This is a genomic window from Gordonia sp. VNK1 (genome assembly GCF_040049135.1).
In the GTDB taxonomy this organism is placed as follows: domain Bacteria; phylum Actinomycetota; class Actinomycetes; order Mycobacteriales; family Mycobacteriaceae; genus Gordonia; species Gordonia oleivorans.
In genome coordinates this window covers 225627-239991 of sequence record NZ_JBDZDJ010000001.1, presented here as the reverse complement: position 1 = coordinate 239991, position 14365 = coordinate 225627, and the positions used below count along the sequence as shown (strand labels likewise).

Annotated in this window: 13 protein-coding genes and 1 pseudogene; 10 read left to right on the top strand and 4 right to left on the bottom strand. The window is 67.6% G+C overall.

The genetic code is table 11. The annotated features are described in order from the left end of the window. The first annotated feature begins 106 nt into the window (after positions 1 to 106). The 4 genes from ABLE94_RS00910 (at position 107) to ABLE94_RS00895 (ending at position 3551) form a co-directional block, all read left to right on the top strand. Positions 107 to 634 (top strand): DUF3349 domain-containing protein, encoded by a 528-nt coding sequence (locus ABLE94_RS00910; protein WP_348807790.1) that lies wholly within the window; start codon positions 107 to 109, stop codon positions 632 to 634. Continuing rightward, on the top strand, positions 631 to 1944 hold the full coding sequence (locus ABLE94_RS00905; protein WP_348807894.1) for an AMP-binding protein: 1314 nt from the start codon (positions 631 to 633) through the stop codon (positions 1942 to 1944). Before ABLE94_RS00910 ends, ABLE94_RS00905 begins: the two co-directional genes overlap by 4 nt. Positions 1945 to 2036: 92 nt before the next feature. Next, entirely contained in the window at positions 2037 to 2903 is an 867-nt protein-coding gene (locus tag ABLE94_RS00900; protein ID WP_348807789.1) for a DUF559 domain-containing protein, read from the top strand. A gap of 363 nt (positions 2904 to 3266) precedes the next feature. Beyond that, on the top strand, positions 3267 to 3551 hold the full coding sequence (locus ABLE94_RS00895; RefSeq protein WP_348805006.1) for a helix-turn-helix domain-containing protein: 285 nt from the start codon (positions 3267 to 3269) through the stop codon (positions 3549 to 3551). Between the two features lie 11 nt (positions 3552 to 3562). Here ABLE94_RS00895 and ABLE94_RS00890 read toward each other — a convergent pair whose 3' ends face one another. Beyond that, positions 3563 to 4996, bottom strand: a complete 1434-nt coding sequence (locus tag ABLE94_RS00890) for an alpha/beta hydrolase (protein WP_348807788.1) — start codon at positions 4994 to 4996, stop codon at positions 3563 to 3565. 227 nt (positions 4997 to 5223) lie between these two features. Between ABLE94_RS00890 and ABLE94_RS00885 the strand changes: the two genes are divergently transcribed. From ABLE94_RS00885 to ABLE94_RS00875, 3 genes and pseudogenes are all read left to right on the top strand, one after another. Then, the gene (locus tag ABLE94_RS00885) at positions 5224 to 6153 is read left to right on the top strand and encodes a metal ABC transporter substrate-binding protein (RefSeq protein ID WP_425476106.1); all 930 of its coding nucleotides are present in this window, start codon (positions 5224 to 5226) and stop codon (positions 6151 to 6153) included. Beyond that, a pseudogene (locus tag ABLE94_RS00880) lies at positions 6150 to 6915 on the top strand (metal ABC transporter ATP-binding protein). Before ABLE94_RS00885 ends, ABLE94_RS00880 begins: the two are co-directional and overlap by 4 nt. Continuing rightward, entirely contained in the window at positions 6912 to 7832 is a 921-nt protein-coding gene (locus ABLE94_RS00875) for a metal ABC transporter permease (RefSeq protein ID WP_348805010.1), read from the top strand. Before ABLE94_RS00880 ends, ABLE94_RS00875 begins: the two are co-directional and overlap by 4 nt. A 15-nt stretch (positions 7833 to 7847) precedes the next feature. Here ABLE94_RS00875 and ABLE94_RS00870 read toward each other — a convergent pair whose 3' ends face one another. From ABLE94_RS00870 to ABLE94_RS00860, 3 genes are all read right to left on the bottom strand, one after another. Beyond that, positions 7848 to 8054, bottom strand: a complete 207-nt coding sequence (locus ABLE94_RS00870; protein WP_348807787.1) for a hypothetical protein — start codon at positions 8052 to 8054, stop codon at positions 7848 to 7850. 537 nt (positions 8055 to 8591) lie between these two features. Further along, positions 8592 to 9038, bottom strand: coding sequence for an Hsp20/alpha crystallin family protein (locus tag ABLE94_RS00865; protein WP_348805012.1), 447 nt, complete (start codon positions 9036 to 9038; stop codon positions 8592 to 8594). Positions 9039 to 9473: 435 nt separating this feature from the next. After that, positions 9474 to 12890: an AMP-binding protein gene (locus ABLE94_RS00860; RefSeq protein WP_348807786.1), complete on the bottom strand. Its 3417-nt coding sequence runs from the start codon at positions 12888 to 12890 to the stop codon at positions 9474 to 9476. Between the two features lie 195 nt (positions 12891 to 13085). Between ABLE94_RS00860 and ABLE94_RS00855 the strand changes: the two genes are divergently transcribed. The 3 genes from ABLE94_RS00855 (at position 13086) to ABLE94_RS00845 (ending at position 14187) form a co-directional block, all read left to right on the top strand. After that, positions 13086 to 13430 (top strand): hypothetical protein, encoded by a 345-nt coding sequence (locus tag ABLE94_RS00855; protein WP_348807785.1) that lies wholly within the window; start codon positions 13086 to 13088, stop codon positions 13428 to 13430. A 5-nt stretch (positions 13431 to 13435) separates the two neighbouring features. Continuing rightward, positions 13436 to 13633: a hypothetical protein gene (locus ABLE94_RS00850; protein ID WP_348807784.1), complete on the top strand. Its 198-nt coding sequence runs from the start codon at positions 13436 to 13438 to the stop codon at positions 13631 to 13633. A gap of 164 nt (positions 13634 to 13797) precedes the next feature. After that, positions 13798 to 14187, top strand: coding sequence for a hypothetical protein (locus ABLE94_RS00845; protein ID WP_348807783.1), 390 nt, complete (start codon positions 13798 to 13800; stop codon positions 14185 to 14187). Positions 14188 to 14365: the final 178 nt, after the last annotated feature.

Sequence of the window (14365 nt, the reverse complement as noted above, 5' to 3'; positions counted from 1 at the left end):
CGGCCGGGTTCGGGCATGTGAACCAAACGTGGCGATCACCGTCGTGGCCCCTACAATCGCGACAGGGGGCAGTCGGGATTCGTCCGATGAAGAGAGGTGGTCACTCGTGGCCGATCGACCGTTGGTGGGGCGGATCATCGACTGGCTGCGTGCCGGGTATCCCCACGGTGTCCCCGAACGCGACTACAACCCGCTGCTCGCCATCCTGCGCAGGCAACTGTCCGAAGAAGAGGTCGAGCACGTCTCCGGCGAACTGATCTCCGAGGCCGCGCCGCCCCCCGAACCGATCTCCAAGATCGACGCCGGCGTCAAGATCACCGCCGTCACCCACGAACTCCCCCACGACGACGACGTCTCCCGCGTGCAGCACTACCTCGAAGAGCACGGCTTCCCCTTCGACGACGCCCCGTTGGCGCCTCCGGACCCCTCCCCTCCGGCCGGCTCATCCCCCTCCAACCCTTCCGCTGGTCGAGGCGCCCCTTCCGACGGTCCGCCGTCCCCTCCCGCTGGCTCATCCCCTCCCGCTGGTCGAGGTGCGAGGAGCGCTAGCGACGAGCCTCGAGACCACCGCACCGACGCACCCAACCCACCCACCGATGACGAAACCACCGACAACCCCGAGGACCAGCCCTGAGGCCCCTGCAACCCCTCCCGCTCCCACCGGGCCTCGCCGTCCTCGACCGCCTCGACGACCTGCGCGCCATCCTCGACGGAACTTCGGCGTTCGCGCCGGTCCCCGCCGACGACCCGCGCACCACGCAACTCCTGCATGACGCCTTCGCCATCGGCACCCCGATCGACGACGAGGTGTCGCTGGTGATCGCCACCTCCGGCAGCACCGGCACGCCCAAGGGTTCGCAGCACACGCCCGCCACGCTCGCCGCATCGGCCGCCGCAACCGCCACACACCTCGGCGGAGAAGGCAATTGGCTGCTCGCGCTGCCGCCGCACCACATCGCCGGCCTGCAGGTGCTGTTACGCGCCCTGGCCGCGGGCTTCACCCCTGACGTCCTCGACCTGAGCCTCGGCTTCGATCCCGACGCCTTCGCCGACGCCCTCGAACGCTTCGACGGTCCGCGGCGATACACCTCGCTGGTGCCCACCCAGCTTGTGAAGGTGCTCGAACATCCGCGCGCCACAACAGCTCTCGCCAAGGTCGACGCGCTGCTCGTCGGCGGTGCCGCGACGCCGGAACCGTTGCTGCGCAAGGCCCTCGACGCCGGCATCCCCATCATCCGCACCTACGGCATGAGCGAGACCGCCGGGGGTTGCGTCTACGACGGCATTCCCCTTGACGGCGTGCACCTTTCACTGCTCGACGAGAATCCCGATGGTGTCGGCCGCGTCGTCATCACCGGCCCGATGGTGGCCCACGGATACCGCCTGCTGCCGGAGCATCCGGCGTTTCCAGCATCTCCCCCTCCCCCCGCCGGTCGAGCCGCGGCGAGCCCCGCCGGCCGAGCCGCTCCCCCCGCCGGCCGAGCCTCTCCTCCCGCCGGTCGAGCCGCGGCGAGCCCCCCAGGGCGAGCCGCGAGTCGAGACCACCGCAACCCGACAGCCCAGCGGATGGCCACCTTCCGCACCGATGATCTCGGCCGCATCGACGACAACACCCTGCGCATCATCGGCCGCGCCGACGAGGCCATCTCCTCCGGCGGGCTGACCATCGTCCCGCAGGTCGTCGAGGCCATCATCGTCACCGACCCGGCAGTGAGCGAATGCGCCGTCGTCGGCCTCCCCGATGACCGCCTGGGCGAGAAGGTGGCCGCGGTGATCGTCGCATCGGAAACCGTTGACACCCAACGCATCCGCGATCTCGTCGCAACCCGCCTCGACCGCTACGCCGCACCGCGTGAGATCTTCGTCGTCGATGAACTCCCCGTCCGCGGCCCGGGCAAGGTTGATCGACGGGCACTACGCGAGCGGTTCGGCCAAACGTCGTAGAACGTCACCCTATGGCGTGACGTTCTACGACATCTGTGAACACCCCAGCCAATCGATGGAACCGCGAGGCCCTCCCCCGCGTCCAACTTCGCATGACTCTCCCCGCTTCCCTGCGCAGCCTCGCTCTCGAACACGACGGTGTCCTGGTCGCCGACGACTTTCGTTCCCGCGGAATCAACCGGGCCGCCGTTCACCGACTCGTCCGCATCGGCGACCTCCTGCCCGTAGGTCGTGGCATCCACCGCGTCGCTGCACATCCCCTCACCATGCGTACGCGTGTCCGGATGACCGCGCATCGCGCCGGCGGAAAGGCCGTCGTGTGCGGTCACGCCGCCGCGTGGTGGTGGGGCGCAACGGACAAGTGCCCCAGCCAAATTGCGATCACCGTGCCCCCTCGCTATCAGGCCTGCGTTCCTGGCGCGATCATCCGTCATCGTCAGCTCCCCGCCGACGACGTGGTCATCAACTGCGGCCTCAGGGTGACGTCGCTGGCGTTGTCGGTGCTGGAAGCCGGCATGGAGGTCGTCGACTCAGCACTTCTCCGGGAGAAAGTGACCGAGGAGCAGCTCCGCGCCGCGGTTGATCGACGACGAGGCTCCCGCGACGTCGAGCATCTGCGAAAGATCCTGCTCGGAATCGGGTCCGGGGCACGATCGGCTGCCGAGCGCGAAACGGTCCGCATCTTCAAGCGCGCCGGCATCACCGGGTGGATCGCAGGTCTACCTGAGCTTCAGTACAAGATCGACTTCGCATTTCCCGAACAGAAGGTCGCCGTCGAGATCGACGGCATCGCCTCTCACGCCAACGACGCCCACCAGTTTCAGCATGACAGGCGTCGCAACAATGACCTGTCCGATGTCGGGTGGAACGTCCTGCATTTCACCTGGAAGGACCTCATCGAAGATCCCGACTACGTCATCAAGACCGTTCGCAACGCTCTGGCGGTCGCCGCAGCCTGAACCCACCACGACCGAGAACGTCGCGGAACGTCACTCCATAGCGTGACGTTCCGCGATCAGTTTCAATGGGCTGTGCACCTGTCGGGTCAGCAGCCTGGTGGTGGGTCGGAAGCCAAAGCATCACCGACCGCCTCGTCCCCGACTGCTTGGTCACCGGACGGCCGCGACCGCCTGCGCAACAAGCCTGGCGAGTGGTAGCCTCGTCGACGGATATACTGGTATCGATATACGATCGTGGCGTGTCGCGGAACCAGAAATCCGAAGCACCCATCGAATGGGGACGCAACGCGATCTCGACACCGGCAAACGGCGCTACGCCGAGGCTCGTGAAATCGCCCGTCACCGTAACCCCCAGGAGAACCAATGAGCGTCTGGGACGACATCATGGACACCCCCGCCGAGGCCGAGAACATGCGCGTCCGCGCCGCGCTGATGCGGGCCGTGCGTGAACGCATCACAACCTTCGGCTGGTCGCAGACCGTCACCGCCACTAACCTCGGTATCACCCAACCTCGCGTTTCCGAACTCATGAATGGACGCGTCTCCAAGTTCAGCCTCGACGCCCTGGTCACCCTCGCCGACAAGGTCGGTGTACACGTCGCGATCGTGCTCGACGCTGACCCCGAATCGACAGCCGCACAGCCCTGAGCTGTCCACAATCACTCCGACGCCTCGACGGCGGGCACACCGGACTCCGCCGACGTGGCGGCCTCCTCTGAGGTCGACGCGCCGGCTCCGGGCGACTCGGTGACCGTCGCCGGCTCGGACGCCTCGGCACTGGACTCGACCGCTTCCTCGCTGGTCGTACTCGCCGCGCTCGTCGTCGTGGCCGCCTCGGAGGTGGGTACGGACGGTACCGCGGTGGCCGAGGGTGAGACCGAGGTCGCGGTCTCGACACCCGAAGCATCACCCGCCGCCTCGTCCCCGACCGCCTCGTCCCCGACCACCTCGTCACCGACGGCCACGACGCTGCGCGCCGTCGTCGACGCTGCAGCAGCCGCCGCCATCGCCTCCTCGATCTCCTGGGCGTCGTTGTCCTCGTCGGCGGCCCACGCGATCCAGTTGTGACCACCGTTGGCGTAGCTGAACGAGATCGGCAGTTCCTGGAGGATGGCGAAGCCTTGCAGGAGCGCCGTCGACACGAGCGCCCCGACCTCCAGCACGATCCCCAACGCCAGGCCCTGCACCGCAGCCGGCAGCAGGACCGGCAGCAGTTCCGGCGTCTCCTGCGCGACCTGCTGGATCAACGTCCACGCCGTCGACAGTTCGCGCTCGGTGGGGATACCGGTGCCGGTGGAGATGATGACGGTCTGCCCGTTGGCCTTCGCCTCGGCGATCCGTTGCGGCACATCGTTGTCGTCCCAGGTGTTGCCGGACGCCAGCGGCAGTCCCCACATCGCCCAGAGCCCGTTGGTGATGTCGGCGCGGGCGATCTGGATGAGTGGAATCGCTATCCAGCCAATGGGATTGGCGGTCTGGTAGTAGCCGGAGTAGGAGCGGATGACGGTGAACACCTCGGGATGATTCAGCCCGAGGATCACCGCGGGCGCCCCCGACATCGACACCCCGACGATCGCGTTGTTCGACGTCGAGACGTCGAAGTTCGTCGCCAGGTACGCGGGGAGCTCAGTACCGACGAACCCGTCCCACTGCAGCGCGGTGTCGCCGCCGGTGGGTGCCTGTTGCCAGTCGGTCATCCATTCACCGGCACCACCGGCGGGCATCACCAGATTGGTGCCGGTGGAATACGACGACACCGCACCCGCGTCGGCGGTCGACCACGTGCTGTACTCCGGGTTCGCGCCGAGTCCGTCGAGGAAGTAGACGGCCTGTTCGGTCTCGTCGGCTTCGTTGTCGGAGGCGCGGACCTGCACGACGACGTTGCGCCCCAACGATTCTGAGTAGAAGGTGCAGGTCTGCACGTGCTGGGCCTGCTCCTCGGCGGTGCGCCAGACGCAACCGTCACGCAGCCGGTCGGGGTCGACGGCCCACGCATGACTCGTCACGCCGACCGTCATCGCCGCCGCGGTGCACGCCGCGATCGACGACACCAGCACCCGACGCCGCACGCGATGAGACCAGCGAATTGGCATGGCGGAGGACCCTTTCCGGCTTCCCCCAACTCAGCTGTGACGCGCCACCTCGACACGCACGATGGCAACACCGTTGCCGCAAGGGACATTACGGGCACCTGCGCACCGCTGCAGCACAACTCCGGCATTTGATCTCGCAACGCGAACAATTGGTCGAGCAAAGCCGTCACACCGGTCGGTTTCGCCGGGCTTGCACGAATACGGGTCACCGAACTTATGATGTAGGCATGCCCAAACATGGTCTTCGAGTGTTGACACTTCTGACCGCCGCGCTGATGGCCGCGTGGACGGTGACCGGATGCTCGGGCACCTCCGGCGCCGACGGCGACAAACTCGTCGTGCTCACCACGTTCACCGTGCTCGCCGACATCTCCGCCAACGTCGCCGGTGATCGCCTGCGGGTGGAGTCGATCACCAAACCGGGCGCGGAGATCCACGGCTACGAACCCACCCCCGCCGACGTCCGCACCGCGTCGACGGCGTCGTTGATCGTCGACAACGGCCTCAACCTCGAGGCGTGGTTCGGCCAGTTCGTCGAGGATCTCGACGTCCCGCACGTCGTAGTCAGCGCCGGTGCCGACCCGATCCCCATCGCCTCCGACGCGTACGCGGGCAAACCGAATCCGCACGCCTGGATGAGTCCGGTGAACGTCGGGATCTACGTCGACAACCTGGTGACCGCGTTCACCGACCTCGATCCCGATGGTGCGGAGACCTACCGGGCCAACGCCGCCGCCTACAAGCAGCAACTCGACGGCGTCCAGGACGACCTCGTCGCCGCGCTGCAGGAACTGCCGGCCAACGAGCGCGCCCTGGTCACCTGCGAGGGCGCGTTCTCCTACCTCGCCCGCGACGCCGGCCTCACCGAGCACTACCTGTGGCCGGTCAACGCCGAATCCCAAGCGACCCCGCAACAGGTCGCCGGTGTCATCGATGTCGTTCGCGAGCAGGGCATTCCGGCGGTGTTCTGCGAGTCGACGGTGTCGGACAAGCCGATGCAGCAGGTGGTCTCGGCCACCGGCGCCCGCTTCGGCGGCACCCTCTACGTCGACTCGTTGTCCGAGGCCGACGGCCCGGTGCCCACCTACCTCGACCTCATCCGCCATGACGTCACCACCATCGTCACCGGCCTCACCGGAACCGCACCCGCGTCATGACCGCCACCGACACCGGCTACGCCATCGACGTCGACGACTTGACCGTCCGCTACGGCGACGTCCTCGCCCTGCACGACACCACCCTGCGGCTTCACGCCGGCACCGTGTGCGGTCTCGTCGGGATGAACGGCTCAGGCAAATCCTCGCTGTTCAAGATGATCATGGGTCTGATCACCCCGCAATCCGGTGGCGTGCTCATCGACGGTCGCACCCCGGCGCGGGCCCGCCGCGGCGGAATCGTCAGCTACGTACCGCAATCCGAGGACATCGACTGGTCCTTCCCCATCTCGGTGCGTGAGGTCGTGATGACCGGCCGTTACGGACATCTCGGGTTCACCCGGCGTCCCCGCCGGCGCGATCACGAGGCGGTCGACGAGGCGCTGCGCCGCGTCGAGCTCACCGAGTTCGCCGACCGACAGATTGGCCAATTGTCCGGTGGGCAACGCAAACGGGCGTTCGTCGCCCGCGGTATCGCGCAAGGCGTCCATTCTGCTCCTCGATGAGCCGTTTGCCGGTGTCGACAAACGCACCGAGGCCACCATCATCGCGCTCCTGCGGGAACTCGCCGACGACGGCGCCACCGTGCTGGTGTCCACCCATGACCTGCAGGCGCTGCCGCAGTTGGCCGATCAGGCCGTGTTGCTGATGCGCCGGGTGCTGGTGCATGACACGCCGGAGCGAGTCATCGCCCCGGACAACCTCATTCGCGCTTTCGGACTCGATCCGCTGGACGACGCGCCGGTCACCGGGGAGGGACGATGATCGACCTGCTCGTCGACCCGTTCGCCTACGGATTCATGACCCGCGCGCTGTCCGCGACGATCATCGCATCGGTGGTGTGTGCACTGCTGTCGTGCTGGTTGGTGCTCATCGGCTGGTCGCTGATGGGCGACGCGGTCTCGCACGCGGTGCTGCCCGGCGTCGTCCTCGCCTACATCCTCGGCGCCCCCTTCGCGTTGGGCGCCATCATCTTCGGATTCCTCGCCGTCGGGTTGATCGGCGCGGTCCGCGACCGTGGCCGTGTCAAGGAGGACGCCGCGATCGGCATCGTGTTCACGACGCTGTTCGCGTTGGGCTTGGTGCTGATCTCGGTGACTCCGAGTCAGACCGATCTCAACCACATCATCTTCGGCAACCTCCTCGGCGTCTCCCGAAGCGACCTGCTGCAGATCGCGATCCTCGGCGGCATCGTCGCGGTCGTCCTGCTCGCCAAACGACGCGACTTCACCTTGTACGCCTTCGATTCCACGCACGCCTTCGCCATCGGCCTGAGCCCACGAGTCCTGGGCGCCACACTTCTCGGGCTGCTGGCCCTGACCGCCGTCACCGCGCTGCAGGTGGTCGGCATCGTCCTGGTGGTGGCCATGCTCATCATCCCCGGCGCCACCGCACATCTGCTGACCGACCGGCTCCCCCGGATGCTGATCGTCGCCCCAGCCGCCGCAGTCGTCAGCGGCGTCGTCGGCCTCTACATCTCCTACTATCAGGACACCTCACCCGGCGGCATGGTCGTTCTGACACAGGGCATCTTGTTCACCCTCGTCTATCTGTTCAGCCCGAAGTACGGGATCGTGACCGGCTGGTTCACTCATTCCGCCAGTCGAGCCGCCGCAAGGCACGGGGGGCGTATCCGCCGGCCCGAGCGCGGGACATCCCCCGCGCGCATCCCTGGTCAGTGACAACCGCACCATCGACTATCCACGGCGGTCCCGGTACTCGTCCGGGTCGTCGGACCCGACCGGCAGAGCCTGTTCGGCCAGGTCGGCGTCGGCGGCTTCGACGGTCACGCTGTCGATGTCGGGCTCGCTGATGTCGGCATCGGCCGGATCGACCGACAGACATTGCTCCACAACGTCCGCCACGTCGGAATCAACCCAGGCACGCAAGCGATCGACTGGCATATGAATCCCACCTTTCGACTAAGGCCGTACTCGTTAACGAATACCTCTGGCAGGGAGGGGTTCTCGGTTCCCGACGACCCGGAACCACCTCACCTGACCTTCGAGATATCACTGTGCGATCGGAATCTTCCTGTGTCACCGGCTTTCACGCGGCGACACCGATCACCTCCTCCCACTATCGGTCGATTCCACGGGCTTGGGCGTCCGGCATCCACCACCGACTAGGCGGTGCGCGCTGCCGACCACCGCGCGACGACGGCCGCCGTCCGCCGCCATCACCGTCGGGATTCTCGGTGCCACCGATCCGCCGCCGAGCCGCACGACCGAACGCTGTTGTCGTTCTGGACCGTGCGACGCAACGGCATCGGCGTTGGTGGGCAGCGGCAAACAGTGCGTCGATCTCGGCGGCCAGCCAGGCCTCCTCCGGCTCCAGAATCTCAGGAAGTCCTTGCGTGACAACCACATCGAGGCAATCCGTCATGTCCATAACCTCTACTGATCAACTCACGTCTCATGGAAACGGAAGTCGATGGGCCCTCAGCCCGCCCCGGCGGTGATCTCCTGGCGCCCTGCCCCGGAATGGCCGATCTCGATCTTGCGGGGTTTGGCCTGCTCGGCCACCGGAATGGTCACGGTCAGCACACCATTGTCGTAGGCGGCCGAAATCCTGGCCGGGTCGACGCCGTCACCGAGGGTGATCTGACGGCGGTAGGTACCCGAGAATCGTTCGCTGGCCAGCCATTGCACTCCGTCGTCGGACCGAGCACTGCGGTGTGCCGACAACGTGAGCACTCCGTTGTCGACACTCAGGTCGATCGAACCGGGATCTGCACCGGGTAGGTCCGCGACCAGCGAATAGTGATCATCGACCTTGAACACGTCGATGGGCATGAACCGGGGAGTACGCCGGGTAGCAACCGGCTCCCCGGCCAACACGCCCCTTGCCCAGTCATCAACAGCAGCAAAAGGATCGACACGCAGCACAGCAAACACCTCCTATGTCCAGGGATGCCGCCAGGTTGACGGCACCACACTCACCATCACTGCGTGCCGACAGATTAGCACTCCCACGTGACGAGTGCCAAGACCTTTCCGAAGAGGATTTCGCCCAACTACGCACGCGTGCAGCATGACTCGTCGGACCCAACATCACCCGAATCATCTCCGGCAGTCATGCTGTGGTTTCCGTCGGCCGAGTCCGACCCCGCCGGTCCGGTAGACCGACCCGCCAGTCCGGTAGACCGACCCGTCGTCGAGCCGACCCTCGTCGGTCGAGGGGCACGCCCCTCTCGTCGGTCGAGCGGCGAGTCGAGACCACCGCGGTGGAACTGCGCGGCATCACTCGGTCGTGTCGCGGAGGGAATGGCACGGTCGGCTCCTCACCCGGCCAGAGGTATCACCGAGGTCAGGCGCCGTCACTCAGTCGGATGCCCGAACCCCGATCAATGCGCCCGGGCCGTCGTCGGTGACGTCCCACCGCACCTGCCGACCGGTGCGGAACAGTCGCCCACCACCTGGTCCGGCAACGAAGCGCGACGCGGTGCGTGCCGGATCGCCGACGTAGCCGCGGGCCAGTCCGGTCCCCACCAAGTACAGTTCGCCCACCGCGCCCGGCGCGCCCGGCTCCAACGAACTACCCAACACCACAGCACCCATACCCGCCAACGGATTTCCGATCAGATCGGGGTCGACGCCGCGCCGATACCGCACCACTGTCCCGATGACGGTGGCCTCCTCCGGGCCGCGGATGTGGTCGAGGACCGCCGTCGCCGACCACGCGTCGGCCAGCTCGGCGGGCAGCGCATCGCCGGTGACGAGCACATGCCGCACCGCGGGCAGCTCGACGGGCTGAAGCGTCTGCAGCACAGCGGCATTGGCGATGATCACCGAGGCGTGCGCACCGCGCAGCCAGTCGGCGAGTTCACTGTCGTCGCGGGCGGCCGGAGCGACGACGACGGGCGCACCGCCGACCGCGGCGAGGATCAGGCTCAGCACCGACAGGTCCGAGTCAGGGCCGGTGGTCAACGCCACCCGGTCGAGGACGTCGACGCCACCGATACGCGCCAGGCGATGCAACCCGCGATGGGTCACTCCGACACTCTCCGCAACGAATCCGTCACCACGGTCAACAGAGCGGACCACGACGTATGCCAACGCATCGGGCGAAACCCACGGATCATGTGACGCGGCAACCGGTTTGGCGGGCAGCGGCGGAATGTCGCTGCGGGTCAGCGCAAAGGGCGTCGCGCACGCCTCGAGCACCCCGGCCAGATCCTCCGTCTCCGCGGCACCGTCGACCATCACGCACGTCGCCCCGACGCGCCCCACGGCCCAGAAGGCGACCACCCATTCGGTGGACCGTTCGATCAGCAACGCCACCCGATCACCGGCGCCCACCCCCTTGTCGGTGAGGCGCCGGGCCGTCGCCGACACCCACCAGTCGAGTTCGTCGAATGTCAACGTGCGGTAGCCGTCATCGACGGCGATGAGGTTCGGAAAACGACGCACCGCGGTCTCGAACAGCTCGGACAACAGCGGCGGGTCCGCGTCATCCGGGGCAGCCCCGGCCCGCGTCGCGATGAACGCCTGCTCTGCGCGGGTGAGCAGCATCCGCGACTGCACCGGCTCACCCGGATCGCCGGTGAGCACGCGCAACGCCTGCCCGATGCGGGCGGCCAGCAGCTCGATAGGCTTGTGGGAGAACAGATCCAGCGGATACACCAGGTGGATCTGACGGTTCTCCGAGTTCGGGTCGACGACGACCCGCAGGTCGTATCCGTGGGCATTCGCCTCGACGGTGTCGCCGACGGCGAACTGCACCTGAGTCACCGGGCGCGTTTCCGCGGCAACGGGCAGGTCGAGGTGCTCGACGATGTCGGCGAGGTCGATCTGCGCGTGGTCGGCGGCGGCGACGTCGGCATCACGAACCGCGTCGATCATCTGTCCAACGGTCAGTGATCGGGGAAATCTGTTGCGCAACACCACCGTTGCCGGTTCGGCGTCACCCTCACCCGGTCCGATGGGGGTGACGACGGCGATGTCGTCACGGCCGGTGTGCACGCTGAGAGCGAAAGCCGTTGCCGCATGCAAGATATGAACGACGGTGGCGTCGTGGCGACGGGCGGTGCGGTCGATGAGTCCGACGAGACCCTCGGTGATGGTGCGGGAGATGACCCCGGCCGAGGGTTTGCGGTCGGCCGGCCGACGGTCGACGAGACCGAAGTCGCCGGGATACCCGTCGAGGGTCTCCGCCCAGAACCGCAGCAGCGCATCATGTTCGGAGGTGTCATCGGCGTGCACGGTCTCCGGCTCGGCAGGAGCGTCGTCGGCGACAGCGACAGCAACGTCAGCCGGATCGGGCTCGTCAACGACAGATCCATCGACGGCAGGTTCGTCGACTACCGCCTCGACAGCGCCCTCGTCTCCGTTGACAGCACTCGTTCCGACGTCGACAGCGCCCTCGTCCCCGTCGACAGCGCTCTCGCCTCCGTCGACAGCGCCCTCGTCCCCGTTGACAGCGCCCTCGTCCGCGTTGACAGCGCTCTCTGCGACGTCGACAGCGCCCTCGGCTCCGTTGACAGCGCTCTCGGGCGCGCTGACGTCGACGTCGTCGACGTCAGCACCAGCGCCCGCACCCCCAGGCTCCACCACCCGCCCGTTCTGGTCGACGGCGACGATCTCCCCGGTGCGGAACATGCGGCCGCCGATCTGCTCGGGGTCGGCGACGAATCGGGCGGCGGTCTGTGCCGGGTCACCCCAATATCCCCGTGCCAGTTGCACTCCGGAGAGATACAGTTCGCCGCTCTCCCCCGGCGACACCACACGACCCTCGGCGTCACGGACCGACCAGTCGATCCCGTCGAGCATCGACCCCAACACACCGGTGTCGGCAGCCGGGTCGACCTCCCCGCCCACCGACCACCCACCGGTTTCGGCGTGACCGCGCAGCGCGACGAGCCGCAGGTAGGGGTGGGCGGCGAACCAGTCGGCGTGCGCGATGGGTGTGGGATCGCCGCCGGTGACGATGCATCGCAGGGCGGGCAGGTCGGTGGCGATGGCTGCCGCGGCGGCCGGGTCGGTGAGGCCGGTCATCTCCGTCGGGGTCTGGGTGACGATGGTGACGGCGTAGGTGTCGAGGGCGGCGACGAGCAGCGTCGGGTCGGCCGCGGCGGCGTCGTCGATCACCACCACCCGCCCACCGGAGGCCAGTGCGCCGAACACCTCCCACGCCGACTGCAGCGCGGTGAGCGGATGCGCCCAACTCCACACGTCGGCGGGGCCGGCGGCCACGACGTCGAGACCGGCACCGAGCATGGCGGTGAGGTTCGCGCGGGTGACCCCGACCCAGCGGTCGGTGCCGGCGACGGGCAGCAGGTAGGCGTCGCCCGGCTGGGGTGCGCCGGCGTGGTCGCGGTGCCAGTCGATGGTGAGCCCGGCGCTGATCGTCGCGACCGGTCCGGCGGCCGGGCCATCATCGCCGGAGTCCGAGTCAGCGTCGGAGTCGTGGTCTGGGTCGAGCGGGATGTAGGCGGCGCCGGCCATCAGCACGCCGACCATCGCGACGACGGTGTCGGCGCTACGGGGCAGGCGTAGGGCGACGCGGTCGCCGTAGCGGATGCCACCCTTGCCGAGGTCGATGGCCAGGCGTCGGGCACGTGCCGCGAGCTGCGCATACGACAGCACGGTGTGCCCGTCGCTGACGGCGGTGGCCGCGGGGGTGCTCACCGTGTGCGGGATGAGCGCGCGGATCGGGTCGAGGGTCGGCGGACGACGGACCGGTGTCACCGACGACTCGGCCGCGTCGATCTCTTCCGGCGTTTCCGCTGGACCCGTCACCGATTCCTCCACCACCTCGAACTCCCTCGGCCCACCGTGGGCGCCGTGCACCCCACGACCAAGCGTTCACACCACAGAAACCCTATGTCACCGTGGTCGTCGGGGCATGGGCGTGTCGAAGGGGGCATCACCGCGGCCGGCAACGGTGGAGTACCGGGTGGTTGTCCACTCCGAGCGCCGGCCGACGCTCAACATTTGGGTGACGGTGGTGCCACCGGTCCAAGCCGGCAAGCCTGGTTCACGCTCATCGTCGGACTGGTCGCTGCCATCAGTGTGATCGTGACGATGACGCAGACGCAGCGCGCGGACAACTGCCGCGAGTGGTGGCCGCGATTCGAGTGGGCGATGGAGGCCACGTACGGCACGAACCGCGACCAGCCGCGCGATGGGTGGCGGGTGATCGCCATTCTGGCCGTGTCGCGGCTGATGACGGCCAGCGAGCGACCCCTGGTCAGTGAGCTGATCGGCGGCATCACCACAGAGGCCGTGAATGCCGATGACCTCGGCGTACCATCAGAGAACAGCAGCGAAGAGGACTGAATTCGATGACCGCCGACTACAGCAAACGCGGAAGCGATCCGCGTGAACAGGAACTCATCGCGCTGGCCGCCATTGCTGCCGCGAAGATGGGCAAGAGGCCAGCCCCTCGATGGGCATTGATCGCCGCGGGACTGGAACCGGCGCCGCCGAAGGGTCGATCAGCAAGTTCTTCGGACCAGGATCGCGACCCCGGCATCGCGTAGGTCACCCGCCGGGTTCGGATGATGCGCCCCAAGGTGATCCACGGCCAAAGATGTCGTAGAACGTCACCCGTGAGCGAGACGTTTGCCGACGTCGAGCGCGAACGCGTGACCTGCGCACCCGCTCGATCCGAAAACCGCACACGACCACGCGATACGCTTCCGGCATGAAGCGTGCATCCCTACTTGTCACCCTCTCCGCGATCGGAATTCTGCTGATCCCCGGATGCGCGACGAACGATGAACCGGGAGCACCCAGTTCGTCGTCGGCCTACTCCTCGACGCCGTCATCGTCGGCCACCTCGAGCACGAGTAGCGCGCCGCCACCAAGTCCTGCGCCGGTCACCGAGACGGTGGCGCCGCCACCGGTCGCGACGCAGACGCCGACGGAGACCGTTGCGCCGCCCACGCAGGGTTCGGGGCTGCCCTCGAATCTCGATCGCGACGGCGACGGCATCCAAGACGAGGGAGCCGTGGGCGGCGGCGACACCGACGACGCGCTGTGCAATGACCCCAATCTCGCCGACTGGGCCGCCACCAGCCCTACGTGTCAATGAGCGCTCGATGGTTGGCGGCCACCACGACTCCCGTCGACGAGCACCTGCGGGATACGACAGACAATGTCGTAGAACGTCACTCGTGAGAGCGACGTTCTACGACATCCGCGCAACCCGGCACCCACGGCGACGCCGGCGAGGAAGCCCCGCCGAGATGCTGGTGGCCGGCACAGACGAC